General features: G+C 72.0%; 21 protein-coding genes. 8 read left to right on the forward strand and 13 right to left on the reverse strand.

The features are described 5' to 3' along the window. The first annotated feature begins 71 nt into the window (after nucleotides 1-71). A complete protein-coding gene (locus tag ACLJOU_RS08200) occupies nucleotides 72-545 on the forward strand; it encodes a D-alanyl-D-alanine carboxypeptidase family protein (protein ID WP_410564569.1) in 474 nt (157 codons plus the stop codon). Here ACLJOU_RS08200 and ACLJOU_RS08205 read toward each other — a convergent pair. Then, a complete protein-coding gene (locus tag ACLJOU_RS08205; RefSeq protein WP_410564570.1) occupies nucleotides 464-1,573 on the reverse strand; it encodes a ParA family protein in 1,110 nt (369 codons plus the stop codon). The two genes, ACLJOU_RS08200 and ACLJOU_RS08205, sit on opposite strands and share 82 nt — an antisense overlap. 112 nt (nucleotides 1,574-1,685) lie before the next feature. Further along, nucleotides 1,686-2,984 (reverse strand): cytochrome P450, encoded by a 1,299-nt coding sequence (locus ACLJOU_RS08210; protein ID WP_410564572.1) that lies wholly within the window; start codon nucleotides 2,982-2,984, stop codon nucleotides 1,686-1,688. A 308-nt stretch (nucleotides 2,985-3,292) separates the two neighbouring features. Here ACLJOU_RS08210 and ACLJOU_RS08215 point away from each other — a divergent pair, with 308 nt between their 5' ends. Beyond that, the gene (locus tag ACLJOU_RS08215) at nucleotides 3,293-5,416 is read left to right on the forward strand and encodes a putative bifunctional diguanylate cyclase/phosphodiesterase (protein ID WP_410564574.1); all 2,124 of its coding nucleotides are present in this window, start codon (nucleotides 3,293-3,295) and stop codon (nucleotides 5,414-5,416) included. On the opposite strand, the gene ACLJOU_RS08220 is transcribed toward ACLJOU_RS08215, so the two are convergent. From ACLJOU_RS08220 to ACLJOU_RS08250, 7 genes are all read right to left on the reverse strand, one after another. Then, nucleotides 5,359-6,279: a DMT family transporter gene (locus ACLJOU_RS08220; protein WP_410564576.1), complete on the reverse strand. Its 921-nt coding sequence runs from the start codon at nucleotides 6,277-6,279 to the stop codon at nucleotides 5,359-5,361. The two genes, ACLJOU_RS08215 and ACLJOU_RS08220, sit on opposite strands and share 58 nt — an antisense overlap. Nucleotides 6,280-6,306: 27 nt before the next feature. Beyond that, the gene (locus ACLJOU_RS08225) at nucleotides 6,307-8,427 is read right to left on the reverse strand and encodes an MMPL family transporter (RefSeq protein WP_410564577.1); all 2,121 of its coding nucleotides are present in this window, start codon (nucleotides 8,425-8,427) and stop codon (nucleotides 6,307-6,309) included. A 113-nt stretch (nucleotides 8,428-8,540) separates the two neighbouring features. Next, nucleotides 8,541-8,789: a hypothetical protein gene (locus ACLJOU_RS08230; RefSeq protein ID WP_410564579.1), complete on the reverse strand. Its 249-nt coding sequence runs from the start codon at nucleotides 8,787-8,789 to the stop codon at nucleotides 8,541-8,543. Further along, nucleotides 8,786-9,127 carry an ArsR/SmtB family transcription factor gene (locus ACLJOU_RS08235; RefSeq protein WP_410564580.1) on the reverse strand — a complete coding sequence of 114 codons (342 nt, stop codon included), beginning with the start codon at nucleotides 9,125-9,127 and terminating at the stop codon, nucleotides 8,786-8,788. Before ACLJOU_RS08235 ends, ACLJOU_RS08230 begins: the two co-directional genes overlap by 4 nt. Before the next feature lie 78 nt (nucleotides 9,128-9,205). Continuing rightward, nucleotides 9,206-9,925 (reverse strand): DUF2786 domain-containing protein, encoded by a 720-nt coding sequence (locus ACLJOU_RS08240; RefSeq protein WP_410564581.1) that lies wholly within the window; start codon nucleotides 9,923-9,925, stop codon nucleotides 9,206-9,208. Between the two features lie 18 nt (nucleotides 9,926-9,943). After that, nucleotides 9,944-10,531: a TetR/AcrR family transcriptional regulator gene (locus ACLJOU_RS08245; RefSeq protein WP_410564582.1), complete on the reverse strand. Its 588-nt coding sequence runs from the start codon at nucleotides 10,529-10,531 to the stop codon at nucleotides 9,944-9,946. Continuing rightward, nucleotides 10,510-11,307: an SGNH/GDSL hydrolase family protein gene (locus ACLJOU_RS08250; RefSeq protein ID WP_410564584.1), complete on the reverse strand. Its 798-nt coding sequence runs from the start codon at nucleotides 11,305-11,307 to the stop codon at nucleotides 10,510-10,512. Before ACLJOU_RS08250 ends, ACLJOU_RS08245 begins: the two co-directional genes overlap by 22 nt. Before the next feature lie 150 nt (nucleotides 11,308-11,457). On the opposite strand from ACLJOU_RS08250, the gene ACLJOU_RS08255 reads away from it, so the two are divergent. The 3 genes from ACLJOU_RS08255 to ACLJOU_RS08265 are packed head-to-tail and all read left to right on the forward strand — an operon-like array spanning nucleotide 11,458 to nucleotide 13,736. Then, the gene (locus ACLJOU_RS08255; protein ID WP_410564585.1) at nucleotides 11,458-12,429 is read left to right on the forward strand and encodes an NAD(P)H-dependent oxidoreductase; all 972 of its coding nucleotides are present in this window, start codon (nucleotides 11,458-11,460) and stop codon (nucleotides 12,427-12,429) included. 40 nt (nucleotides 12,430-12,469) lie between these two features. Beyond that, the gene (locus ACLJOU_RS08260; RefSeq protein ID WP_410564586.1) at nucleotides 12,470-13,153 is read left to right on the forward strand and encodes an MOSC domain-containing protein; all 684 of its coding nucleotides are present in this window, start codon (nucleotides 12,470-12,472) and stop codon (nucleotides 13,151-13,153) included. Continuing rightward, nucleotides 13,143-13,736: a TetR/AcrR family transcriptional regulator gene (locus tag ACLJOU_RS08265; RefSeq protein WP_410564588.1), complete on the forward strand. Its 594-nt coding sequence runs from the start codon at nucleotides 13,143-13,145 to the stop codon at nucleotides 13,734-13,736. Before ACLJOU_RS08260 ends, ACLJOU_RS08265 begins: the two co-directional genes overlap by 11 nt. 2 nt (nucleotides 13,737-13,738) lie before the next feature. Here ACLJOU_RS08265 and ACLJOU_RS08270 read toward each other — a convergent pair whose 3' ends face one another. Both ACLJOU_RS08270 and ACLJOU_RS08275 read right to left on the reverse strand, forming a co-directional pair. Next, nucleotides 13,739-15,304 carry a beta-N-acetylhexosaminidase gene (locus tag ACLJOU_RS08270; RefSeq protein ID WP_410564590.1) on the reverse strand — a complete coding sequence of 522 codons (1,566 nt, stop codon included), beginning with the start codon at nucleotides 15,302-15,304 and terminating at the stop codon, nucleotides 13,739-13,741. Nucleotides 15,305-15,387: 83 nt separating this feature from the next. Next, nucleotides 15,388-17,259 carry a propionyl-CoA synthetase gene (locus ACLJOU_RS08275; RefSeq protein WP_410564592.1) on the reverse strand — a complete coding sequence of 624 codons (1,872 nt, stop codon included), beginning with the start codon at nucleotides 17,257-17,259 and terminating at the stop codon, nucleotides 15,388-15,390. A gap of 183 nt (nucleotides 17,260-17,442) precedes the next feature. Between ACLJOU_RS08275 and ACLJOU_RS08280 the strand changes: the two genes are divergently transcribed. Next, nucleotides 17,443-19,215, forward strand: a complete 1,773-nt coding sequence (locus ACLJOU_RS08280; protein ID WP_410564594.1) for a serine/threonine-protein kinase — start codon at nucleotides 17,443-17,445, stop codon at nucleotides 19,213-19,215. Here ACLJOU_RS08280 and ACLJOU_RS08285 read toward each other — a convergent pair. Beyond that, nucleotides 19,212-19,781: a class I SAM-dependent methyltransferase gene (locus tag ACLJOU_RS08285; RefSeq protein ID WP_410564596.1), complete on the reverse strand. Its 570-nt coding sequence runs from the start codon at nucleotides 19,779-19,781 to the stop codon at nucleotides 19,212-19,214. The two genes, ACLJOU_RS08280 and ACLJOU_RS08285, sit on opposite strands and share 4 nt — an antisense overlap. Before the next feature lie 76 nt (nucleotides 19,782-19,857). Here ACLJOU_RS08285 and ACLJOU_RS08290 point away from each other — a divergent pair, with 76 nt between their 5' ends. Further along, on the forward strand, nucleotides 19,858-20,571 hold the full coding sequence (locus ACLJOU_RS08290; protein ID WP_410564799.1) for an AraC family transcriptional regulator: 714 nt from the start codon (nucleotides 19,858-19,860) through the stop codon (nucleotides 20,569-20,571). A gap of 117 nt (nucleotides 20,572-20,688) precedes the next feature. Here ACLJOU_RS08290 and ACLJOU_RS08295 read toward each other — a convergent pair whose 3' ends face one another. Then, the gene (locus tag ACLJOU_RS08295) at nucleotides 20,689-22,257 is read right to left on the reverse strand and encodes a dolichyl-phosphate-mannose--protein mannosyltransferase (RefSeq protein WP_410564598.1); all 1,569 of its coding nucleotides are present in this window, start codon (nucleotides 22,255-22,257) and stop codon (nucleotides 20,689-20,691) included. Between the two features lie 68 nt (nucleotides 22,258-22,325). Between ACLJOU_RS08295 and rsmI the strand changes: the two genes are divergently transcribed. Beyond that, nucleotides 22,326-23,165, forward strand: a complete 840-nt coding sequence (gene rsmI / locus ACLJOU_RS08300; RefSeq protein WP_410564600.1) for a 16S rRNA (cytidine(1402)-2'-O)-methyltransferase — start codon at nucleotides 22,326-22,328, stop codon at nucleotides 23,163-23,165. The last annotated feature ends 227 nt before the right edge of the window (nucleotides 23,166-23,392 follow it).

The raw sequence follows: 23,392 nt of genomic DNA on the forward strand, positions 1-23,392 counted from the left end.
CGGGCGCCTATCGGCTGCATATCGGAAACCGCGTACGCGACGGCAACACCGCGCGGCCTTGACTGGCCGCCATGACCTCCAGCCAACGCACGTCCCTCGGCCGGGGACACGGCGCCGTCCCGGACGGCCTGCCGGTCTTCGACGACTCACCAGCGGTGGCCAACCTCGATCCGGGCCTGCTCGACGCCCTGCGCCGGGCCGCGGCGGACGCCGCGGCCGACGGCGTGGCGTTCGTCGTCAACGGCGGCTGGCGGTCCTGGGCGTACCAGGAGCAGCTCCGGCGGGAGGGGATCGCGAAGCACGGCTCGGAAGCCGAAGCGGCCCGCTGGGTGACGACGCCGGACCGGTCGGCGCACGTGCGAGGGCAGGCGGTCGACGTCGGTCCGCCCGCCGCCCGGGCGTGGCTGGCCGAACACGGTGCCCGGTACGGGCTGTGCCAGATCTACCGCAACGAACCGTGGCACTACGAACTGCGGCCCGAAGCCGTCGAACACGGGTGCCCGCCCCGGTACGCCGATCCGTCCCAGGACCCGAGGATGCGGTAGTCGCCGGAGTTTGTACGCCTTCTGTACGGCCGTGCCCGAACATCCTCGGCATGCTGAGAACGGGCCTGTTCACGCTCATCGCCGTCCTGTGCGCCGCCCTGCTCCCGGTGACGGCGGGCGCCGCACCCGCGCCGGGGGTGCGGGCGAGCTACGCGAACCCGGTGCGGACCGACGGCCACGTCGACGCCGCCGCCACGATCGACCGGCTGCGGGCGATGAACGCCGACACCTACGCCTTCCTCGTCCAGAACGAGACCGACTGGCACGACCTCGAGGCGTTCCTGCCCGGGGCGCAGACGGCCGGGCTGACCGTCTGGGCCTACCTCGTGCCGCCGACCGAGTGCCCCGGCGGCACGACCTGCGCGGACTACCTGCCCCACCAGAAGGACTACACCGCCTGGGCGAAGGCCATCGGGGTGCTGCACCAGGCCGGTGCAGTTGCCCACCAGGTAGTCCAGCCCCAGGGTCGACAGGTAGTCCGCCTTGGCCGGCACGAGGATCCGCTCGCTCGCCACGATCGCCGTCTTGGTGACCAGGCCGAAGTTCGGGGCGCAGTCGATGAGGACCAGGTCGTACTCGGCGAAGGAGCCGTCCGCCAGGGCTTGTCGCAGGCAGCCGTGCAGGTCCAGGAACCGCCGTTTCGACCCGTCCAGGGTCGTCGTACCGCCGAGCAGCGCGGCGAGCTCGAGATCGATGTCGATGAGGCCGAGGTGGGAAGAAATCAGGTCTAGCCGCCCACCCGTGCCGTCGAGGACCTTGTTCACCCGTTCCGGCGACACGACGAGGTGGGACAGCGGGATGTCCCGGCCCGGCATTTCCGCGCCGTACCACTGCTTGATCGTGCGCTTGTCCGCCAGCCGTTCGTGCCAGTCGTCGATCGAGAAGAACGAGAACGTCAGGTTGGTCTGCGGATCGAGGTCGATGAGGAGGACCCGCAGGCCGCGGCTCGCGGCCACCGCCCCGAGGTTCGCGGTCAGCGTCGTCTTGCCCACGCCGCCCTTGTAGTTCATGACCGCCACGACCCGCATGCGCACTCCCCGGTGGTCTCGTTCCCCGCGGCCGTTTGTAGTACGCGGGTGGACGGACCGGCGGGAATCGCCCGCAACTGTCCGGGAACTGTCCACGATGTGGCCAGTGCCGCTAGCGGGGGACCACCGTCATCGGCAGGCTCTCGGGGTACGCGGCCGACGTGAACTTCACCCGGACCGGGCGGCCCGGCACCGGGACCAGCCGCCAGCGGGCCGCCACCGTGGCCAGCGTGATGACGATTTCGTTCTGGGCGAAGCGGTTTCCGATGCACTGGCGGGTGCCCGCGCCGAACGGCACGAACGCGCCCTTCGGGATTTCGGCCGCCCTCTCCGGGGTCCAGCGGCCGGGGTCGAAGCGGTCCGGGTCGGGGAACGAGGCCGGGTCGTGGTGGAGGGCGTGCGGGCTGACGATCACCTCGGCGCCCTCCGGCAGGCGGGTGCCGCCGAGGTCGACCTCGGTCAGGGTGCGGCGCATCAGCATCCACAGCGGGTACAGCCGCAGGACCTCGTCGACCACCTGCCGGACGTAGGTGAGCCGGGGGAGGTTGTCGATCGTCACCGGGCCGCCGGCCAAAACCTCGTCGACCTCGGCGTGCACGCGGGCCTCGATGTCCGGGTGCCGGCCGAGCTCGTGGAACGTCCAGGCCAGCGCCAGCGCCGTCGTCTCGATGCCGGCGGTGAGCAGCGTGAGCACCTCGTCGCGGGCCTGCTCGTCGGTCATGCCGGCCAGCAGCAACGTCGAGAGCAGGTCGCCGCGGTCGGTGCCGGCGCGCCGCCAGTCGCGGATGACCTCCATGGTGATGCCCTGCATCCGGGCGATCGCCTCGTCGAACCGGCGGTTGCCGGGCACCGGCAGCTTTTCGACGAACTTCGGCGACAACGCGCGAATCATTCCCTGCTGGATGATCACGTAAATCGACCGGCGCGCTTCGGCGATCGCGGCTTTCCCCAGTTCGGTGGAAAACAGCGCCTCGCCGACGATCGTCACCGCGAGGCTCTGCATGTCGTCGTCGACCGGCCGCACTTCGCCGGCTCGCCAGGAGCCGCTCAGGTCCGCCGCCGCGCGCCGCATGATCCCCGCGTACGCGGCCAGCCGGTCGCGGTGGAACGCCGGTTGCATCAGCCGGCGTTGCCGCAAGTGGAACTCGCCGTTCGAAAGCACCAAGCCATTTCCGACGAACGGCCGGAACTTGTCGAACATTGCGCCCTTGCGGAACTTCGGTCCCTCGTTGACCAGCACTTCGTGCGCCAATCTCGGGCTCGCAACGAAGTAGACGGGCGCCGGGCCGAGATAGAGCTTCACGATCTCGCCGTCCGCGGGCAATGCGTCGGTGAATGCGAAGCGTTGCCTCAGCAGTGCCGGAGTGTGCCCGAGAAAAGGCCACCGGCCCGGGGCAACGGGGACGCTCATGCATACTCCTCGTTGCGCCATTGTGTGGATTTTCCAACGAGACGGCTCACGGTAGGCGCGTCCGGTCGAACGGGGCAGTGCCCGATCGGGTGGTGCGGGCTCACGCGGATGGCCCAGTAGCCGAACCGTCGGGAATCGCTAAGCTCTTTCCGGTCCGATCAGATTGAGAAGGTGTTGCCCGTGACACGATCACCGGAATGGGATCCGCCGGGTATCGATTTCCCCGTGCGTGCCGTCGAGCGGGCCCACGGCGGTGTCGTCGCGGTGAACGCCGGAATCGGCCGCGAGATCTGATGCGGACGCCACCCATGCCGATGGTCGATTCCGAGCCGGACCAGCCCGCCGCACCCGGTGCGCGCCGCGGCCGGAGCGTGCTCGCCCGGAAATGGGCGTACCTGCTCAGCGGCGTGACCGTCGTGTCGCTGAGCCGGGACGAGCTCGACGTGGAGCTCCGGGGCCTGCTCGACGAGCTCTGCGAAACCCTGCACCGCGCGTCCCCGGACCTGGCCCCGGCCGAGCGGATCGGCGCGCGGCTGGTGGCGCTCGGCTACGTCGGCGAGCCCGGGCTGCGGTGCACGCTCGAAGTGCTCGGCAAGGGCCTGCCCGCGCTGCCCGAACTCCAGGTGGTGGCGGGCGCCGCGGACCGGATCGTCGCCGCACTGGGCGCGCTCTCCTGCGGCTTCCTGCTCGCGCACGAGCGCAGCGTCCTCGACCAGCAGGAGATCATGCACCTGTCGCTGCTCAAGGCGGTGCGGGACGCGCAGTGGAACCTCAAGCAGAGCGAAGCGCGCTTCGAAGAGGTGGTGGCGTCGTCCGCGAGCGGGATCGCGGTCGTCGCCCTCGACGGCCGGATCGTGCGGGCCAACGCGGCGCTGGCCGACATGCTCGGGCACCCGGTCGGCGAGCTGGCCGGCTCGGTGCTCTACGACGTCGTCCACCCCGAGTCCGTCGAAGTCCTCCGGGCCGCGATGACGGCGCTCCTGGACGGCGGCAAGGAGCGGATCCGGCAGTCGGAGCGGCTGCTGCGCAAGGACGGCGACGTCGTCCGCATCTCGCTCACCGCGTCGCTGCTGCGCGACGCCGAGGACCGGCCCGCGCACTTCGTCGTCGTGATCGAGGACGGCACCGAGCTCATGCTGCTGCAGGGCGAGCTGAGCCGCCAGGCCCTGCACGACGTCCTCACCGGCCTGCCGAACCGCCAGTATTTCGGCACCCACTTGGAGACGGCGCTGCGGCGCGCCGACCCGGCGTACGGTGTCACGCTGTTCCACGTCGACCTCGACGCGTTCGGCATGGTGTGCAACAGCCTCGGCCGCCGGGTCGGCGAACAGCTGCTGGTGCACTTCGCGCAGCGGCTCAAGGCGGTGATGGCCCGCGAGAACGCGATGATCGCGCGGTTCCACAGCGACGAGTTCGGCATCCTCGTCGAGAACACCGAGTCGACGCCCGACATCGACACCATCGTGCGCGCGATCAACGACGAGCTCGCCGAGCCGTTCTTCGTCGACGGCCACGGGCTCGCCCTGTCGGCCAGCGCCGGGGTCGTGCACCGGCCCGCGAAGGGCATCGACCCGCTGGAGCTGCTGCGCCAGGCCGACCAGACGCTGCGGCGTGCCAAGGCGCGGCGGTGCGGCCAGTGGAAGATGTTCGACCGCGAGGCCGACGCCCACGACCGGCGGACGCAGGCGGTGGCCGTCGGCATGGCCGGTGCCTGGGAGCACGGCGAAATCGGCGTGCGCTACCGGCCGATGGCCCGGCTGGCCGACGGCGAAGTCGCCGGCGTCGAGGCGCGCCTGCACTGGAACCGGCCGGACGACACCGCGCTTTCGCACGAGTGCTGCGTGGAACTCGCCGAGCCGACCGGGCTCATGCTGCCGCTCGGCGACTGGCTGCTGCGCGCCGCGAGCCGGCAGGGCGAATGGTGGCGGCAGCGCGTGGGTTTCGGCCTCCCGGTGGTCGCCGGCCTGACCGGGCACCAGGTGTCGGACGACGCGCTCGGCACGCGTGTCACGCGGCTGCTGCGGGACACCGGCCTGCCGCCCGATCAGCTGCTGGTCGGCGTCCCGGCCGGGGCGCTCCCGGTGTCCGGCGTGATCGAGAACGTCACCGCGCTGGCCGACCTCGGCGTGCACGTCATGCTCGACGAGTTCGGGCTGGGCCCCGACGACCTGCGGGCGATCGAGGACCTCCCGGTCGACATCGTGCGCGTCCACCAGCGGCTCGCCGAATGGCAGGCGTGGTCGGATTCGACGTTCCTCAGCGCGCTGGTGCCGCTGGTCCGGCAGGTCGGCGCGACGCTCGTCGTCGACGGGATCCACACCGAGGACCAGGCGGACTGGTGGCGCACGGCGGGCGCCGACCTGGCGACCGGCGACTACTTCGGCGTGGCCAGGCCGCCGGCCGAACTCGCCGCGCAGTTCGCCGGCGCCTGAGGCGGCCACCGGGTCAGGCCGACGGCGACCAGCACGACCGCCATGCCGCCGACGACCCGGGGCGTCAGCGGTTCGCTCAGGAAGATCGCCCCGAGGGCCACCGACACCACGGGCAGCAGGTAGCCGACCGTCGCCGCGGCCGTCGGGCCTTCGTCGGCGATGAGCCGGTAGTTGAGGTAGAAGGTGATCCCGGTGCCGAACACGCCCAGGATCGTCACCGCGACGACGGCGGTGAGCGTCAGCTGCGGTGCCGTGGACGCGACCGGCAGCGCGAGGGCGGTCAACGCGGTGGCGGTCATCAGCTGCGCGGCCGAGAGCGCGAGCGGAGCACCGTCGGGCGGCAGTTTCCGGGCCATGTAGGCGAATGCGATCGCGTAGCTGAGGCCGGCGCCGAGCAGGGCCAGCGCACCCGCGCTCAGCAGTCCCGCCTGCTGCCACGGCGCGAAGATCACCACGATGCCGGCGAACCCGAGGGGCAGCCCCAGCAGCCGCGCGCGGTTCAGCCGTCGTTCCGTCCCGAGCGCGACGCCGATCAGCAGCGACCACAACGGAGTGGTGGCGTTCATGACGCCGGCGACACCGGAATCGACTGTGCGTTCCCCGATGCCGAACAACGCGAACGGCAGCGCGTTGCAGAAGAACGCGGCGACGACCAGCCGCGCCCAGGTACCGCGGTCCCGTGGCAGCCGCTGCCGGGCCGCGAACGCCAGGCCCAGCAGCGTCAGCGCGCCGAGGGCGCACCGGACGAGGGTGAGGTGGACGGGGCTCAGCCCGGTCAGGGCCAGCTTGATCCAGAGGAAGCCCGAGCCCCACAGCAGGGCCAGGACCACCATGCGGGCCGAAGCGCCCCGTCCACCGTTCATGCGATCAACGGTGCCCAGAAAGATCTGTCAGGACAAGTGAAGAGTTCTGGACGGAGTCTTAAGGTCTTCTACAGCTTCGCGGCGCCAAAGCCGGTCGCCGAGCAGGGCCAGTGCGGCGGGCAGCAGCACGCCGCGGACGATCGTCGCGTCGAGCAGGATCGCGAACGCCATCCCGAGACCGAGCATCTTGTACTCGATCGCGGCGAGGCTCAGGAAGACGCTGAACACGCCGGTCATGATCAGCGCGGCGCTCGTCACCACGCCGGAACTGCTCGCGGTGCCCTCGACGATCGCCTGCCGGGCGGGCACCCCCGGCCGGCGCCGTTCGCGGATCCGGCTGAGGATGAACACGTGGTAGTCGGTGCTGAGGCCGAACAGCAGCACGAAGAGGAACAGCGGCAGCCAGCCCAGCACGCCGCCGTAGGGCGTGAAACCCAGCAGTGGCGCGAAAAAGCCGCCCTGGAACACGAGGGTGAGCACGCCGTAGGCCGCGCCGGCCGACAGCAGGTTGAGCAGGATGGACACGACCGGCACCGCGACCGAGCGGAACACCACGAGCAGCAGGACGAACGCCAGCAGCAGGATGAACCCGAACGTGTACGGCGCCCGGGCGAGCACCTGCGTGGTGAAGTCGTGCGCTTCCGCGGTCCGGCCCGCCACCGCGTAGCCGACCCCGTCGACCCGCCCGACCGTCCGCGGCAGCAGCGTTTCGCGCAACGCCGTGAGCGTGCGGCTGGCCGCTTCGTCGTTGCCGGTGCCGCCGAGCGGGATCCGGACGACCAGTGCCTGGTCCACCGGAACGACGCAGGCGGGCTGCGGGACCTGGGCGGTGAGTTCCCCGATCGCCCGGCGCAGCGCCGGCGTGTCGACCGGGCCGCCGCGGGTGTTCCAGAGGACGACGTGCGCGGGCATGGTGATCCCGGGAAACGCTTCCTGGACGCGCGCGGCCGCGTCGATCACCGGGATGCTGCGCGGCAGGCTCTCGGTCGGCGCCGGGTCCTGCAGCCGCATGCCCAGCGCGGGCACCGTCAGCAGCACCAGCAGCGCAGTGGCGGCTCCGCTCCAGAGCGCGGGCCGCCGGGTGACGACGGTGGCCACGCCGGCCCAGAACCGCGAGCGGGTCCGGCGCCGGCCCAGCCACGGGATCCGGCCGCGGTCGACGCGGGAGCCGAGCAGCGAGAGCGTCGCGGGCAGCACCGTCACCGCGGCCAGCACGGCCAGCCCGACGACGAGGACCGTGCCCACGGTCAGGCCGCGGAGGTTGTCCAGGCCGGTGCACAGCAGGCCGGTCACGCACAGCACGACGGTCAGCCCGGACACGACGATCACGTGCCCCGACGTCCGCGCGGCGATGCGGATCGACTCCTCGACGCCGTGGGCGCGTTCCTCCCGGGCGCGGCGGAGGAAGAACAGCGAGTAATCGACGCCGACCGCCATGCCGATCAGCAGCGTGATCGCGGAAGTCGCGCTGTTGACCGGGATCCAGTCGTCCACAACGGACAGGAAGCCGAACGTCGCGAACACCGCGGTGCCCGCGAGCAGGACCGGGACCGCGGCCGCGACCAGCGAGCCGAACACGACCAGCAGGATCAGCACGGTGATGGGGAGCGAACGGGCTTCCGACCGCCCGATGTCGTCCTTGATGCTCTTGTCCACCGCGCCGGCCACGCTGAGGTCGCCGGCCTGCGCGAGCCGGACACCGGGGTGCCGGGCGGCGACCGCGTCGACGGCCGCGGTCGCCGTCGCGAGGCGGGCCCGGATTTCGGCGCCGCTGCCGGTGATCCGGAAGGTGACCAGTTCCGACCGGCGGTCGGCGGAGACCTGGGAGCGGATGTCCGCGGCCGCGCCCGACGTCGTCAACGTGGTGACGAGGTCGGCGGCGGCCGGGCGGGACCGGGGCTGGACGAGGACGTTCTCCCAGAAGGGTTCGCGGGTGGACTGGCGGTCGAGGACGGCTTGGCCGGTGCCGGCGTCGCCGGCGGGGCTCGACCGCGCGTCGGTGCCGGGGACGAACGCGCCGACGGCCCAGGCCAGCGCGACGAGCGCCAGCCAGCCGAGGATCGCGGCGGCGCGGTGCCGCAGCGACCAGTTCGTGACGCGTTCGGTCACCGGCACCCGCCGGTGAGCCGGGGTGCCTGCAGGCAGCATGAACTAAGGTCCTTTTCTGAAGGAGTGATCCGAGGAGAACTCGCCCTCGGGCGAGGTGGTTGCTTCTTCCTCCTGGGCCGCCGAGTTGCCGCTCGGCGGTCCAGGGTCGTCGGTCAGTCGACCTCCTTGAGCACGTGTTCGATGGACCGCAGGCGGTCCTGGACGTCCTTGAGCTGTCGCTCGGTTTCTTCCTGCGTCCGGACGGCTTTCTCGGCCAGCACGCGGTATTCGCTCTCGCGGGTGAGTGCCGCCTTGGCGCGCCAGGTCGAGGCCAGCTGCACGATCGCGATCGACAGCACGACGGTGATCAGGACGAAGACCCCGGCCACGCCGATGATCTCCTGCCACTGGTGCCAGTTCATGTCCGTCCCTCCTCGCCGTCCCCCTGGACGGACTCCGGTGTGGTGAGCGTCGGTACGGCGGCCGCGATCGCCTCCGGCGTCAGCGCGACGGAGAACGGGGTGAGCTCGTAGAACCGCAGCGTCTTGCCGTCTTCGCCGACCTCGAAGCTGGCGGTGACCAGCCCGGCGGCTTCGAGTTTGCGCAGGTGCACCTGCAGCAGCGCACGGCTGATCCGCAGCTCGCGGGCCAGCTTGCTGACGTAGGTGCGTTCGGCGTGCAGGGCCGCGACGATCCGCAGCCGGTGCGGGTTGCCGAGGGCGCCCAGCTGCCGCAGGAGCTCGTCGCCCGTCGTCCACATGCCAACAAAAGTTAGCAGGTGGACGGCGACGAGGCCATCGGGGTGATCCCCGAGATCACTTCGGGTGCTTCGGAGGGGTCAGCGCAGGGCTTTCCGGCGCCGGGTGATCGCGGCCGGGTCGAGGTTGGCGCGGGTGCCCGCGTCGTGGCCGTCGAGATAGCCGCTGCCGGACAGCCGGCGGGGGGAGGCAGCGCGCAGGTCGCCGTACTCCGAGTCGAATGCGTGCTGGACCAGCTGCGCGCGGTCGCGGACCACCAGTTCCGCCGATCGTTCGCCCGGGACCGCCGTGCGGACCGCTTCCTGCTCGGCGTGGGAAAGCCGTTCGTGGACCGCGCGGGCGAACCCGTGCAGCCACGTGCGGCGGTACGCGGCCAGGGACTCGCCCGGGAAGAAGCCGTCCGGCCGGACGCGGGTCAGCTGCGTGCTCGCCTGCAGCAGGAGGCTGGTGAACAGCAGCTCCACCCGGCCGAGGTCGGAGCGGAACCCGAACACCGTGACGCTCTCGACCTTCTGGCCGAGGCGGTGCAGCAGCGTCCGGCAGCGCAGCGGGTACGCGACCGAGGTGAGCAGGCTCGCCTTGTCGCGGCTGTACGGGTCGTTCATCGGGATCTTCAGCGTGCCGAGCTCGTCGGCGCTCGCCCCGGACGCGGCGAGCATCGCCTGGTCGATGCCGTACCGCGCGACGAGTTCGGCGGCCTTCTGGTTGTACGCCTCGGCTTCCGCCTCGGTGACCGCCGGGTCTTCGGCCTTCGCCAGCAGCTTGCGGATGCGCTCGAGCTGCGGGTCTGACTCGGTCATGCCCGAGAGGGTATTCGATCAGGTGTTCGGGCGTGTGGACCGGGTCGGCGTGTCGAGGTAGGCGTCGAGCGTGACCGCCAACGCCGCTTCGGGGGACGGTGCGAAGCTCGCGTCCGCCAAGCCGCCCCACAGCCACAGCTGGGCGAGGCCGTGCAGGGCCGCCCACAACGATGCCGCGACCAGCCGCAGGTCGGCGCCGGACCGCGCGACCGGCGTCGGCACGGCCGCCACCAGCACGGCGAACGTGTCGAACACCGCGCTCGCCGCGGCCGAGAGCGCCGGGTCGTCCGGGTCGACCAGGTCGCGGCGGAACATCAGCTCGAACATCGCCGGGTTGGTCAGTGCGAAGTCGAGGTAGCTGTGGCAGGCCGCGGTGAGCCGCTCCCGCGGTGAGGTGCCCGGCAGCGTCTCGCGGCGGGCGAGCAGGTCGGCGTAGCCGCGGGTCGCGACGGCGGACAACAGCTCGGCCCGGCCCGAGAAGTGCCGCAGCGGCGCGCCGTGCGAAACGCCGGCCGCCTTGGCGATTCCGCGCAGCGTGACCGCGCCGACGCCCTCGCTGGCGAGCAGCTCCGACGCCGTCGTGATCAGGCGATGCCGGGTGCCCACGCCTCGTCCAGTGCCACCGGGAGCAGGTCCGGGCGCTTGGGGAGGAAGCCGTCGCCGGGCTGGCGGCCGATCAGCCGGTTGCGCGTGCGCGTCACCGCCACCGGCAGGACCTCCCGGACCAGCCACTGCAGGTCGGCGCGCCGGCTGCCGGGCGCCGCGGAGCCGGGCAGCGGCGCGAGCCAGGCGGGGTCGTGGTCCAGGCCGAGCCGGGCGAGCACGTAGGCGGCGAGCCGGCGGTGGCCGTGGGCGGACAGGTGCAGCCGGTCGGGACCGAAGTAGCGCGAATCGGTGACGGCCTGGTCCGGCCACAGGTCGATGAGCCGGGCGCCGTAGCTGACGGCCGCTTCCCGGACGGCTTCGTTGAGCGCGACGATCCGCGGCCGCATCCGGCTGCCCAGCGGCATCCGGTGGGAGACGTCGCTGAGCGTGAACGTGACGACCACGGGCGCGATCTCGGTGCACGCGCGGATGGCGGCGTCGACCCGCCGGGCCACCGTGCGCGCGTCCCAGCCGCGGCTCATGACGTCGTTGCCGCCGCCGAAGAGGGCGATCAGGTCGGGAGCCAGCCGCGTGGCCGCCGGGACCTGCTCGGGCACGATCTGGTCGAGCCGCCGCCCGCGGACCGCGAGGTTCGCGTAGCGGAAGCCCGGCTGGTCCTCCGCCAGCCGCGCGGCGACGAAGTCCGCCCAGCCGCGGTAGCGCCGCCGGTCCGGGTACGGGTCGTCGAGGCCTTCGGCGCAGCTGTCGCCGAGGACGACGAAACGGTGGTAGCTCATCCGGTCTCCGTAACCCGTGGTTCACCTTGCGGACACTGTCTATCAAACTGATGTAGACGGTGTCTACTTCGGGTTCACCCCGGGCCCCTGACAAACCGGTGCCCCGCTTCGTCATACCGGTCGAAGCCCACCGAACAGGGGAGAACGACCATGAAGATCGCCATCGTGCTCGGCAGCACCCGCCCGGGCCGCGTGGGGGACCAGGTGGCCCGATGGGTGCACGAGCGGGCCGCGCGCCGGGGTGACGCCGAGTTCGCCGTGCTCGACCTGCGCGACCACCCGCTGCCCCACCTCGAGCAGCCGCCGGGCTTTTCGGGCCGGTACCTGGACGAGCGCACCCGGGCCTTCGCCGCCGTCGTCGCCTCGTGCGACGGGTTCGTCTTCGTCACGCCGGAGTACAACCACTCGGTTCCCGGGGTGCTCAAGAACGCCCTGGACCACGTCTACGTCGAGTGGAACACCAAGGCGGCCGGGTTCGTCTCCTACGGCGGGGCCGGTGGCGCCCGGTCGGTCGAGCAGCTGCGGCTGGTCTGCGGTGCCCTGCAGCTGGCCGACGTGGCCCCGCAGGTGACGCTGCCCCTGACGACGGAATTCGAGGACGGCGTCTTCGCGCCGGGTGCGCACCAGTTCGCCGCGCTGGACACCCTGCTCGACCACGTCGTCGCCTGGAGCACCGCCTTGGCGCCGTTGCGGGCCGGTGAGGCGGAGGCGGCGGTCAGGAGCCGGCTCGACGAGGTCGTCGAAGCCCTGCGCGCCAAGGATCCGGAGGCGCTGCGCGGGGTCTACGCGCCGGACGTCGTGTCCTTCGACGTCGAGCCGCCGTTGCAGCACGTCGGGGTCGACGCGAAGCTGGAGAACTGGGCGAAGGTGTTCACCCTCTTCGAGAAGGTGGACTACGAGCTGCGCGACCTGACCGTCACGGTGAGCGCCGGCCTGGCCGTCGGCCACGGCTTCGGCCGGGTCAGCGGCACGCTGCCGACCGGGGCGGCCGTGGCCGGCATGTGGGTCCGGGTCACCTTCGTCTTCCGGCACCTCGGCGACGGCTGGGTGATCGTCCACGACCAGGCGTCCGTGCCGTTCGACCTGGCGAGCGGGCGGGGGGTGACCGACCTCGAGCCGTGACGACGGCGAACTATACGAACGGTCGTGCTACCTTCGGCTGATGAACGTCGACGGCGTGTACGTGGGGGAACCCAGCGTCCTGGGGCACCGGCGGAACCGGCAGGTGCTCAGCGCGATCACGAAAGCCCGGGTCACCGCGCCGGAGCTGACCCTGACCGAGCTGAACCTCGACGGCGACCGGCAGGCCGACCTGACCGTGCACGGCGGGGTCGACAAAGCGGTTTACGTCTACCCCGCCGAGCACTACCCGGCTTGGCGCGAGGACGGCTTCGAGGCCGCGGTGGCCGATTTCGGGGAGAACGTCTCGCTGAGCGGGGTCACCGAGGACGACGTCCGGATCGGGGACGTCTGGGCCTGGGGTGACGCGCTCGTGCAGGTCTCGCAGCCGCGGTCGCCCTGCTTCAAGCTCGCCATGAAGACCGGCCGCAAGGACGTCACGCCGCTGATGATCGACAGCGGGCGCAGCGGCTGGTACCTGCGCGTCCTGCGGCCGGGCACGGTACCGACGTCGGGTGCGGTCGAGCTGGTGGAACGCGCGGACGGGCCGACGATCGCCGAGGTCTACGTCGTGTCCTTCGCGAACTACGGGCAGCTGCCGGAGGAGCGGGTCGAAGCGGCGCTGGACTTCGCCGACCGCGTCCTCGCCACGCCGGCCCTGTCGAAGTCGTGGAGCGCCGGCGTCCAGTCCACTGTGGACCGCTGGCGGGCCCGGCGTGCCGGTTGACGGCCGCCTCGCCCGCGGCGACGCGACCCGGCGCCTGGTGCTGCGCCGGGCGGTGGACGTCGCGTCCGTCGACGGACTGGCGGGGCTTTCCCTCGGCAGGCTGGCGACGGAGCTGGAGCTGAGCAAGAGCGGCGTGTTCGCGCTGTTCGGCTCCAAGGAGGAACTGCAGCTCGCGACGATCGACGCCGCCTTGGCGATCTTCCGTTCGCACGTCGTCACGCCCGCGCTCGAGGTGCCGCCGGGGCTGCCGCGGCTGCGTGCGGTGTGCGAGAAGTGGCTGGACTACTCGGAACGGCGGGTCTTCCCGGGCGGCTGTTTCTTCTTCAACGTCGGCGCGGAGTTCGACGCGCGGCCCGGCCGGGTCCACGACGCGGTGGCTTCCGCGAGCGGCGCGTTCGCCGAGTTCGTCCGGGCGACGGCCCGCGAGGCGGTCGCCATGGGGCACGTGGCCGCCGACCCGGAAGTCCTGGCGTTCGAGCTCCACGCACTGGGCCGCGCGGCCAACGCCGACGCGGTCCTCAACGGCGGAACGCAGGCGTACGCCCTGGCCAGGCGGGCGATCCACGCCCGCCTGGCCGGCTGACGCTACTTCCAGTCCACCTGCGGGGAGCGGTAGAAGTCGATCCCCTGCAGCACCCAGCGCGGCGCCTGCTTCGCCAGCCGGAGCCGGTAAGCCGCCCAGTCGTGCGTCGACTTCGGGGACCAGCCGATCTCCGCGATGCCCGGCAGGCGCGGGAACGCCATGTACTCGATGTCGTCGCTGGTCCGGATCGTCTCCGTCCACAGCGGCGCTTCGACGCCCGCGACCTGGCTCTCGCCGACGCCGGTCACCAGCGACGCGGGATCCCAGTCGTAGCCGTCGCGGACCTCGACCAGCGCGGCCCAGTCCTGGCCGAGCGGCGTTTCCGGGTTGTACTTCATGTCCAGGTACGCGTAGTTCGCCGGCGACATCAGGATCTTGCTGCCGCGCGCCGCGGCCGCCGCGACACTCGGGTTGTCGCCGCCGAAGTCCCAGTACTGCGGGACCGCCGACGCCGGCGGGTTCGACTTCGCGATCTCGTGCCAGCCGGTCACCTTCTTGCCGTACTTGGCCACGATCGGCTGCACCTTCTGCTCGAAGGCGATGTAGTCCGCGGGCGGCGTCGAGTGGGCTTCGTCGCCGCCGATGTGCAGGTACGGGCCGGGGGTGATGGCCGCCAGCTCGCGCACGACGTCCTCGACGAACTTGTACGTGACCGGCGAGGAGATGCACAGCGAGCTGTAGCCGACCTCGGTGTCCGTGCGGACCGGGACGGCCTTGCCGTCGCAGTTCAGTTCCGCGTACGTCGACTGGGCCGCGTTCGTGTGGCCCGGCATGTCGATCTCCGGGATCACCGTGATGTGCCGCGACGCCGCGTACGCGACGATGTCCCGGTACTGCGCCTGCGTGTAGTAGCCGCCCGGGTCGCCGTCGACCGCGGTCCTGCCGCCGACGGTCGCCAGCTTCGGCCAGCTCTTGATCTCGATGCGCCAGCCCTGGTCGTCGGCCAGGTGCAGGTGCAGCGTGTTGACCTTGTACTGGGCGATCTGGTCGATGTACAGCTTCACCTGGTCGGGCCGGAAGAAGTGCCGGGCGACGTCGAGCATCGCGCCGCGCTCGGCGAACCGGGGGTAGTCGAGGATCGTGCCGCCGGCGACGGTCCACGTCCGGTGCTGCACGCGGTGCGCCTCGATCGCCGACGGCAGCAGCTGCCGCAGCGACTGGACGCCGTCGAACAGCCCGTCCGCGGTGTTCGCCTTGACCGTGACGCCGTCGCGCGCGACCTTCAGCTCGTAACCCTCGGTGCCGATCCGCGGGTCGTGCCCCAGCTTCAGCGCGATGGCCGGCAGGCCCACGGCGTGCGGGACGACCGGCAGCGGGTAGCCGGTGGCCGGGCGGAGCAGGCCGCGCAGGTAGTCCGCGACCTGGCCCGCGCCGCGGTCGGCCGCGATCACGGTGAACGGCGTGAGCCGGAAGTCGCCGCGCGGGTCGGCTTTCGCCGAGACGGGCGCCGGGACGACGTCGGTCACGCTGCGTTCGGGAACGGCCGGCGCCGCCACCGCGGAAGCGGGCACGGCGACCGCCGCGAGACTCACGACAGCCGTGGTCAGGACGGCTCTGGACAAGCGCATCGAGGCACCTCCGGTCGGGAACTCCCTCCAAAGGTACAGACCAGCCGCCGCATTTGGAACAACTCTTAACAAAGGGTCGGCGGTCAGCCGCGGAGGGCCGCCCGGATCGCCTCCAGGACGCTGGGGTCCTCGATCGTCGAGGGCACCGCCTCGTCGCGGCCGTCGGCGATCGCGCGCATCGTCTTGCGGAGGATCTTCCCCGACCGCGTCTTCGGCAGTGCGTCCACAATAGACACATCGCGGAACGCGGCGACCGGGCCGATGTCCCGGCGCACCATCGTCACGAGTTCGTCGCGCAGCCGGCCGGCGTCGACGTCCGCACCGGCCTTCAGCACCACGAACCCGCGCGGCAGCTGCCCCTTGAGCTGGTCGGCCACCCCGATCACGGCGCACTCGGCCACCGCCGGGTGCGCGGCCAGCACGGCCTCCATCGACCCGGTGGACAGCCGGTGCCCGGCGACGTTGATGACGTCGTCGGTCCGGCCCATGACGAACAGGTAGCCGTCTTCGTCGAAGTAGCCGGAGTCGCCGGTCAGGTAGTGGCCTTCGTAGCGCGAGAGGTAGGCCTCGCGGTACCGCTCGTCGTCGCCCCAGAGCGTCGGGAGCGATCCCGGCGGCAATGGCAGCTTCACGGTGATGGCGCCTTCGCGCCCGGCCGGCAGCTCCTCGCCGGCCTGGTCGAGGATGCGGACGTCCCAGCCGGGGACCGGCTTGGTCGCCGACCCCGCCTTGACGGCCATCGGCTCCAGGCCGCGCGGGTTGGCGGCGATCGGCCAGCCGGTCTCGGTCTGCCACCAGTGGTCGACGACCGGGACGCCGAGCTTCTCGTGCGCCCAGTGGTAGGTCTCGGGGTCGAGCCGCTCGCCGGCCATGAACAGCGTCCGGAACTCCTTCAGGTCGTACTTCGCCAGCTCGCGCGCGTCCGGGTCGACCTTCTTGACGGCCCGCAGCGCCGTCGGCGCGGTGAACAGCGCCTGGACGCCGTGCTCGGCGATGACCCGCCAGAACGCGCCCGCGTCCGGCGTGCCGACGGGCTTGCCCTCGTACATGACCGTGGTCGCGCCGACCAGCAGCGGCGCGTACACGATGTAGGAGTGCCCGACGACCCAGCCGACGTCGGACGCGGTCCACCAGACGTCGCCGGCGTGGACGTCGTAGACGGCCTCCATCGAATAGGCGAGTGCGACGGCGTGGCCGCCGGTGTCCCGGACGACGCCTTTGGGCTTCCCGGTGGTCCCGGACGTGTAGAGGATGTACAGCGGGTCGGTCGCCGCGACCGGCACCGGGTCGGCCGGGTCGGCGCCCGCCGCCAGCTCGCGCCAGTCGAAGTGGCGGCCTGCCGTGGCCGGCGCCTGCTCGCGCTGCAGCATGACGACGTGGTCCGGCTGGTGCTCGGTCATCCCCAGCGCGGCCTCGATGATCGGCTGGTACTCGACCACCCGCGTCGGCTCGATGCCGCCGGAGGCGGCCAGGATGACCTTGGGTTTCGCGTCCTCGATCCGCGCCGCCAGCTCCTTCGGCGCGAACCCGCCGAAGACCACCGAGTGCACGGCCCCGATCCGCGCGCAGGCCAGCATGGCGATCGCGGCCTCCGGCACCATCGGCAGGTAGACGATCACCCGGTCACCCTTGGTGACCCCCAGCGAACCGAGCGCCCCGGCGAAGCGCGCGACGGTGTCCCGCAGCTCCTCGTAGGTGTAGGTGCGAGCTTGCCCGGTCACGGGCGAGTCCCAGATCAGTGCGGCCTGGCCGCCGCGACCGGCCTCGACGTGCCGGTCCAGCGCGTTGTAGGAGGTGTTGAGTTCGGCGTCCGGAAACCAGCGGTAGAACGGCGGGCGGGTGTCGTCCAAGGCCCGCTGGGGCGCTCTGGTCCAGCTGATCGACCGGGCCGCGGCCAGCCAGAACGCGTCCCGCTCGGCCAGGCTGCGCCGGTAGGCTTCGGAGTACGCGCCCATGCTCCGCTCCTTCGCGTCGGACGTTCCGCCGATCCCCATCATGGCGCGGGAGCGGCGGGCGCGCCGGATTCCCGGCGGAAAGACCCGGCAACCTCACCGAGCCCGGGAGCGTCCTAAGCTGGACCGCGGGGAAACGCCGCGTGACGGCACGAACTGGACACAGACAGTGAGGGGAGCCCGGCGGTGAACGGACTCGCGAGCGCGTTGCTCTCGCTAGCCCATTCCTTGTTCGGCCCGGGCTTCTGCCCCGGCGAATGGGTCTGGGCCACGAGTGCGGCCGGCGCGCTGGTCGCGCTGCTCCCGCCGATCGGCGCGGTCGCCGTGTCGATCATCCGGAAGGGCACCGGCAACCGCTACGACGCCACGACGCTGGGCGTCTTCGCGGCGATCGGCCTGTTCAGCGCGCTGGTCATGCCGTGGCTGCTCTCCAACGGCGTCTCCGGCGTCTACCGTGCGGCGTACGCCAAGGAGAAGACCGGGCTGTCCGCGTCGGAGCTCGCGACGCTGAACGGTTCCGGCGGCTGCTGGGTGGACAACCAGCGGGAGTACCTGGGCGGCGGCCAGACCGTCTTCGACGTGTTCTCCTCGCAGCACGGCAAGGAGATCCCGTTCTTCGTCTACCTGCTGGCGTTCGTCGTCCTGGGCGCCGGCTCGCTGTTCTTCGTCATGCTGCAGGGCCGCACGGCCTTCCGCCGCGGTCCGAAGTGGCCGTCGCGGCTCTTCTGGATCCCGTTCGCCGCGATGCTCGTGTTCAGCGTCGGCATGGAGGCGAACACCGCGCTGCACTTCTGGCTCGGTTTCCTGCCGTTCAGCGTGCTGGGCCTGATCCCGGTCGCGATGGTCGGCCCGCCGCCGTGGTCGGTGATCAACCGGTCGGACCGGTCGGACACGCCGCCGCCGCGCCGCGAGCTCGAGCCGCAGGGCCCGCCGCCGTCGCAGGTCCAGCCGCGTCCGACCCCGCCGCCCCCGCCGCCGCCCCCGGTCAACCGGCCGTACCCGAAGACGGCGCTGGCGTCGGCGCCCGAGCCGCCGTCCCCGCCGGGCGGCATGCTGGCCGCGGCCCCGGGCCCGATCCCGCCGCCGCCCGGCTCCCGCAACGCCGGCGGCAGCCGCTACCGCCGCGTCAGGCAGCTCGGCGCGGGCGGGTTCGGCACGGTCTGGCAGGCCGTCGACACGCAGCTGAACCGCACGGTCGCGCTGAAGATCGCGCACGCGCCCGACCGCGACACGGCCGAGCGCATGCAGCGCGAGGCCCGCGCGCTCGCCGTGGTCAGCCACCCGAACTGCGTCAAGGTGTACGACCTGGCCGAGGAGCCGGACGGCCTCGCACTGGTGATGGAGTACCTCGAGGGCCGTCCGCTGGCCGAGCTGGTCGACGGGCAGGGACCGCTGGACGACGTCGCCGCGGGCCGCCTGTGGGCGACCATGGCGGGCGCGCTGGCGGCGGCGCACGAGAAGGGCGTCCTGCACCGCGACATCAAGCCGTCGAACATCGTCCTCGACCCGAGCGGCCTGGCCCACCTGATCGACTTCGGCATCGCCCGCAGCCAGGGCGATTCCAAGATGACGGCCACCGGGATGATGATCGGCACGCCCGACTTCGTGGCGCCGGAGCAGGCGATGGGCGCCCTGGCGTCCCCGGCGTCCGACGCGTGGCAGCTGGCGGCGACGATCAGCTACGCGCTGTCCGGCCAGCCCCCGCGAGGAACGCGCGAGACCCCGATGGCGGCGCTGATGGCGGCGGCCCGGGCCGAGCCGGTGTCGCGGCTGCCGCAGCGCAGCGCGCACGCGCGGCTGCTGGCGGCTTCGCTGGACCCGGAGCCGCGCCGGCGTCCGACGCTGAACGCGGTCCGGCGCGAGGTCGAGGGCTGGCTGTCCCGGGCGGGCAAGTCGGCCGACGGCCCGGTGACGCGGGTGGTGCCGCGCCAGCCGGGGAGCCAGCTGCCCCGCCGCTAACCGGGCTTCACGGCCGAGAAGGACAGCAGCTGCTTCGGCGCCACCTGGACGTCGACCTGCGCGAACCCGGCCTGCTCGAGTCGCGCGGGGAACGTCGCCGGGTCGATGACGTTCATCGTGTCGCCGATGTGCAGCAGGCGGAACCTGAGGTTCAGCTGGCCGTCGCTGCCGCAGTACGTGCCGCCCGGGCGCAGGACCCGCGCGGCCTCGGCGAAGATCGCGTCCTGCAGCGACGCCGTCGGCACGTGGTGCAGCATCGTGAAGCACACGACGGTGGAGAAGCGCCCGGAGTCGAACGGCATCTCCGCGCCGCTGCCCTCGACGACCTCCGCGCGGTCGCCGTACTTCGCCCGCAGCAGCTCGGTGGACGCGTGGTCGATCTCCAGGACCGTCAGCTTCGGAACCGCCTTGAGCAGCACGTTCGTGGTGGCGCCGAAGCCGGGGCCGATCTCGAGGACGTCGTCACCGAGGTCTCGTTTCGCCAGCCACGGCGTCAGGCGCTCCTCGACCGTCGCGGCCCACTTGTCCGAGCTGCAGATCTTGCGGTGGATCAGGTTCATCGGCATGCGTCCGAAGCTATGGGGGCACGCGGGTGACCGGTAGCCGATACGCTGTCAAGTGATGTCGCGAAACGGCCAAGCCATGCTCCTCGGCGCGTTCGACCTGCCCGCCGGCACCTGGTTCCCCTGGCACGAGCACCCGGCGCACCAGCTGGTCTGGTCGGCCCGCGGCGTCGTCGCGGTCAAGGCGGGCGACGCCGGCTGGGTGCTGCCGCCGACCCGGGCCCTCTGGGTGCCGGCCGGCGTCCGCCACCGCACGGGCGCGCTGGGGCGGGCGCAGCTGCGCGGCATCTACGCCGACCCGGCGCGTTCGCCGGTGTCGTGGCCGCAACCGCGGATGGTGGCCGTCCGGCCGCTGCTGCGGGAGCTGCTGGAATACCTGACCGGCGACAGCGTCGCGCCCGCCGCCCGGCTGCGCGCCGAGGCCGTGGCCTTCGACCTGCTCGAACCCCTCGATGTCGTGCCGATCGTCGTGCCGTCGCCGTCCGACCCGCGCGCCCGCGACGTCGAGCGGGCGGTCCTGGCGAACCCGGCGGACCCGCGCACGCTGGCCGAGTTCGGCCGGGACGTCGGCGCGGCGGAGCGGACGCTCGCGCGGATCTTCGTCCGGGACTGCCGGATGCCGTTCGGGACGTGGCGCACGCAGGTGCGGCTGCGTGCGGCCCTGCCGCTGCTGGCCCAGGGCGCACCGATCGAGACGGTGGCGCACCGCGTGGGGTACAGCTCGGCGAGCGCGTTCGTCGCGGCCTTCAAGCGGGCCGTCGGAGTCACGCCGGGGGCCTACTTCGCGGGCTGACCCAGCTCCGCCTCAAGCGCCCCAAGGCGGCCTTGGTTGCGTGTGACGCACCGAAGGCGGCCTTGGTTGCGTCTGACGCACCGAAGGCCACATTGGGGCGCTTGGGGCCCGGGGTGACTAGCGCCAGGAGGGGAGCCAGCGCTCGGCCTCCCACTGGCCGTTCGTGATCGCGATGCCGTTCAGGATCGGCCACAGCCAGGCGAAGTTCGCCACCACCAGCCCGACGTACAGCGACACGACGAGCAGGCCGGTCCCGCGTCTTTCGAACCCGCGCCGGGCGCTGCCCAGGATCTGGCCCAGGCACAGCGTCAGCCCGAGCACCAGGAACGCCGCCAGCGGGGTCGCGTAGAAGAAGTACATCTGCCGGTCGATGTTGGTGAACCAGAAGACGTACCCGCCGAGGTAGCCGACCAGCACGGCGGCGTAGCGCCAGTCCGCGCGGAAGATCGAGCGCCAGGCCGCCCAGCCGAGCATCGGAATCGCCAGCCACCACATCGCCGGCGTGCCGATCAGCATCGTCGCGCTGATGCAGCGGGCCTCGCCGCAGCCGGTGACCTCGCCGTTGTAGCTGTACAGCATCGGGCGCAGGCCCATCGGCCACGTCCACGGCTTCGACTCCCACGGGTGCGGGTTGTCCTTGGGCGTGACCAGCGTTTCGTGGAAGTGCAGGACGTTCGCCGTGTAGTCGCCGAGCGAGCGCAGTGCCGGCGGCATCCACGACCAGAAGCCCGGCGCGATGTCCTTGATCTCGGTGTAGTGCCGGTCGGTGGCGGTTTCGCTGGCGAACCAGGCCCAGTACGCGGCGAAGTACATCAGGAACGGGATGACCAGGATCGCCCACAGCGCCGGCAGCACGTCCCGGCGGAGCGTGCCCAGCCAGGGCCGTTCGACGCCGGCCGCGCGGCGGGCGGCGACGTCGAAGAACACGGTGAGCAGCCCGAACGCGACGATGTAGTACAGCGCCGACCACTTGACGCCGAAGGTCAGCCCGATCATCAGCCCGGTCGCGAACCGCCACCAGCGGAAGCCCAGCCTGGGCCCCCAGACGGACTCGTTCACCCAGCCTTCGCGGACCGCCGTGGCCAGCCGCTCGCGCACCTGGTCGCGGTCGACGAGCACACAGGCGAACGCCGCGAACACGAACAGGGCGATGAAGATGTCGAGCATGCCCATGCGCGATTGCAGGTGCAGCACGCCGTCGCTGATCACCAGGATGCCGGCGATGCCACCGAGCAGCGTCGAACGCGTCAGGCGGCGGGCGACGCGGATGACCAGCAGCACCAGCAGCGTGCCGGCCAGCGCGGGCATGATCCGCCAGCCCCAGCCGTTGTAGCCGAACAGCCATTCGCCGATCGCGATCAGCTGCTTCGCCAGCGGCGGGTGGACGACCAGTTCGTACCCGTAGTTGTCCTCGTAACCGCCGTTGCGCAGCATCTGCCACGCCTGCGGCACGTAGTGCTTCTCGTCGAAGACCGGGCTGCCCTTGTCGGTCGGGTCGCCGAGGTTCTGCAGGCGGACGACGCCGCCGATCAGCGTCAGCACGAGGGTGACGACCCAGCCGCGCAGCCGGTCGGTCGGCATGCCTCGGCCGAGCAGGGTCAGTTCGCGGTCGGTGGGCGGCCGGAGCGCCTCGACCGGGTCCGGCCGGACGCTTTCGTCGTCGGGACGGGTCAGCACGGCGGTCACGGGGCGATCCTACGGGCGGGAGGGGGCGTCCGTCGTGGCGGATCCGCTGATCAGCCTAGGCTGGCCGGGTGACTTCCGGCCGCCTGATCCTCGCCGCCACCCCGCTCGGCGACGTCCGCGACGCTTCCCCGCGCCTGGCGTCGGCGCTGGCGGAAGCCGACGTCATCGCGGCCGAGGACACCCGGCGGCTGCGGTCGCTGGCCGCCGCGCTGGAGGTGACCCCGCGCGGCCGGGTGGTGAGCTTCTACGAGGACGTCGAGTCGGCGCGCCTGCCCAAGCTGCTGGCGGCGTTGCACGCGGGGGAGTCGGTGGTCCTGGTGACCGACGCCGGGATGCCGAGCGTGTCCGATCCGGGCTTCCGCCTGGTGGCGGCCTGCGTCGCGGAGGACCTGCCGGTGACGTGCCTGCCGGGGCCGTCCGCGGCGACGACGGCGCTCGCGTTGTCCGGGCTGCCGTGCGACCGGTTCTGTTTCGAGGGGTTCGCGCCGCGCAAGCCGGGCGAGCGGGCGAAGTGGCTTTCGGCCCTGCGCGACGAGCCGCGGACGGCGGTGTTCTTCGAGTCCCCGCACCGGCTGGGGTCCCTGCTGGCGGACGCGGCGGGAGTTCTGGGGGGTTCGCGGCGGGCGGCGGTGTGCCGCGAGCTGACGAAGACCTACGAAGAGGTGAAGCGGGGGACGCTCGCGGAGCTGGCTTCGTGGGCCGCCGACGGCGTCCGGGGAGAGATCACGGTCGTGCTCGCCGGGGCGGAGCCGCGCGAGGTCTCCGTCGCGGACCTGGTGGCGGAAGTCACCTCGCGCGTCGAGGCCGGGGAGCGCCTGAAGTCGGCGGCGGCGGAGGTCGCCGAGGCGGCCGGAGTGTCCAAAAAGGAGCTTTACGACGCCGTGCTCGCCGCCCGCAAGGCGCAGTGACCGGCGTCCGAAGATCAACGCTCTACTCTGCGTGGCGGTCGTCGGCGGGTATGTCCTTTTTGGGCATTTGGGCGGCCCTGCGCCGATTAAGCCGTTCGGCCGCTGGTGCGGGACCCCCTTCATCGGAGATCGTTTCGGGTGCGCGGTCCGGGGGTGGTCCGGCCGCACGAAGAGGGGGTTCTTCGCGTGTCTTCGTCGTGCCTGAGATCCAGACTCGGTGCTGTCCT

Source organism: Amycolatopsis sp. cmx-4-61, from assembly GCF_046548775.1.
Taxonomy (GTDB): Bacteria; Actinomycetota; Actinomycetes; order Mycobacteriales; family Pseudonocardiaceae; genus Amycolatopsis.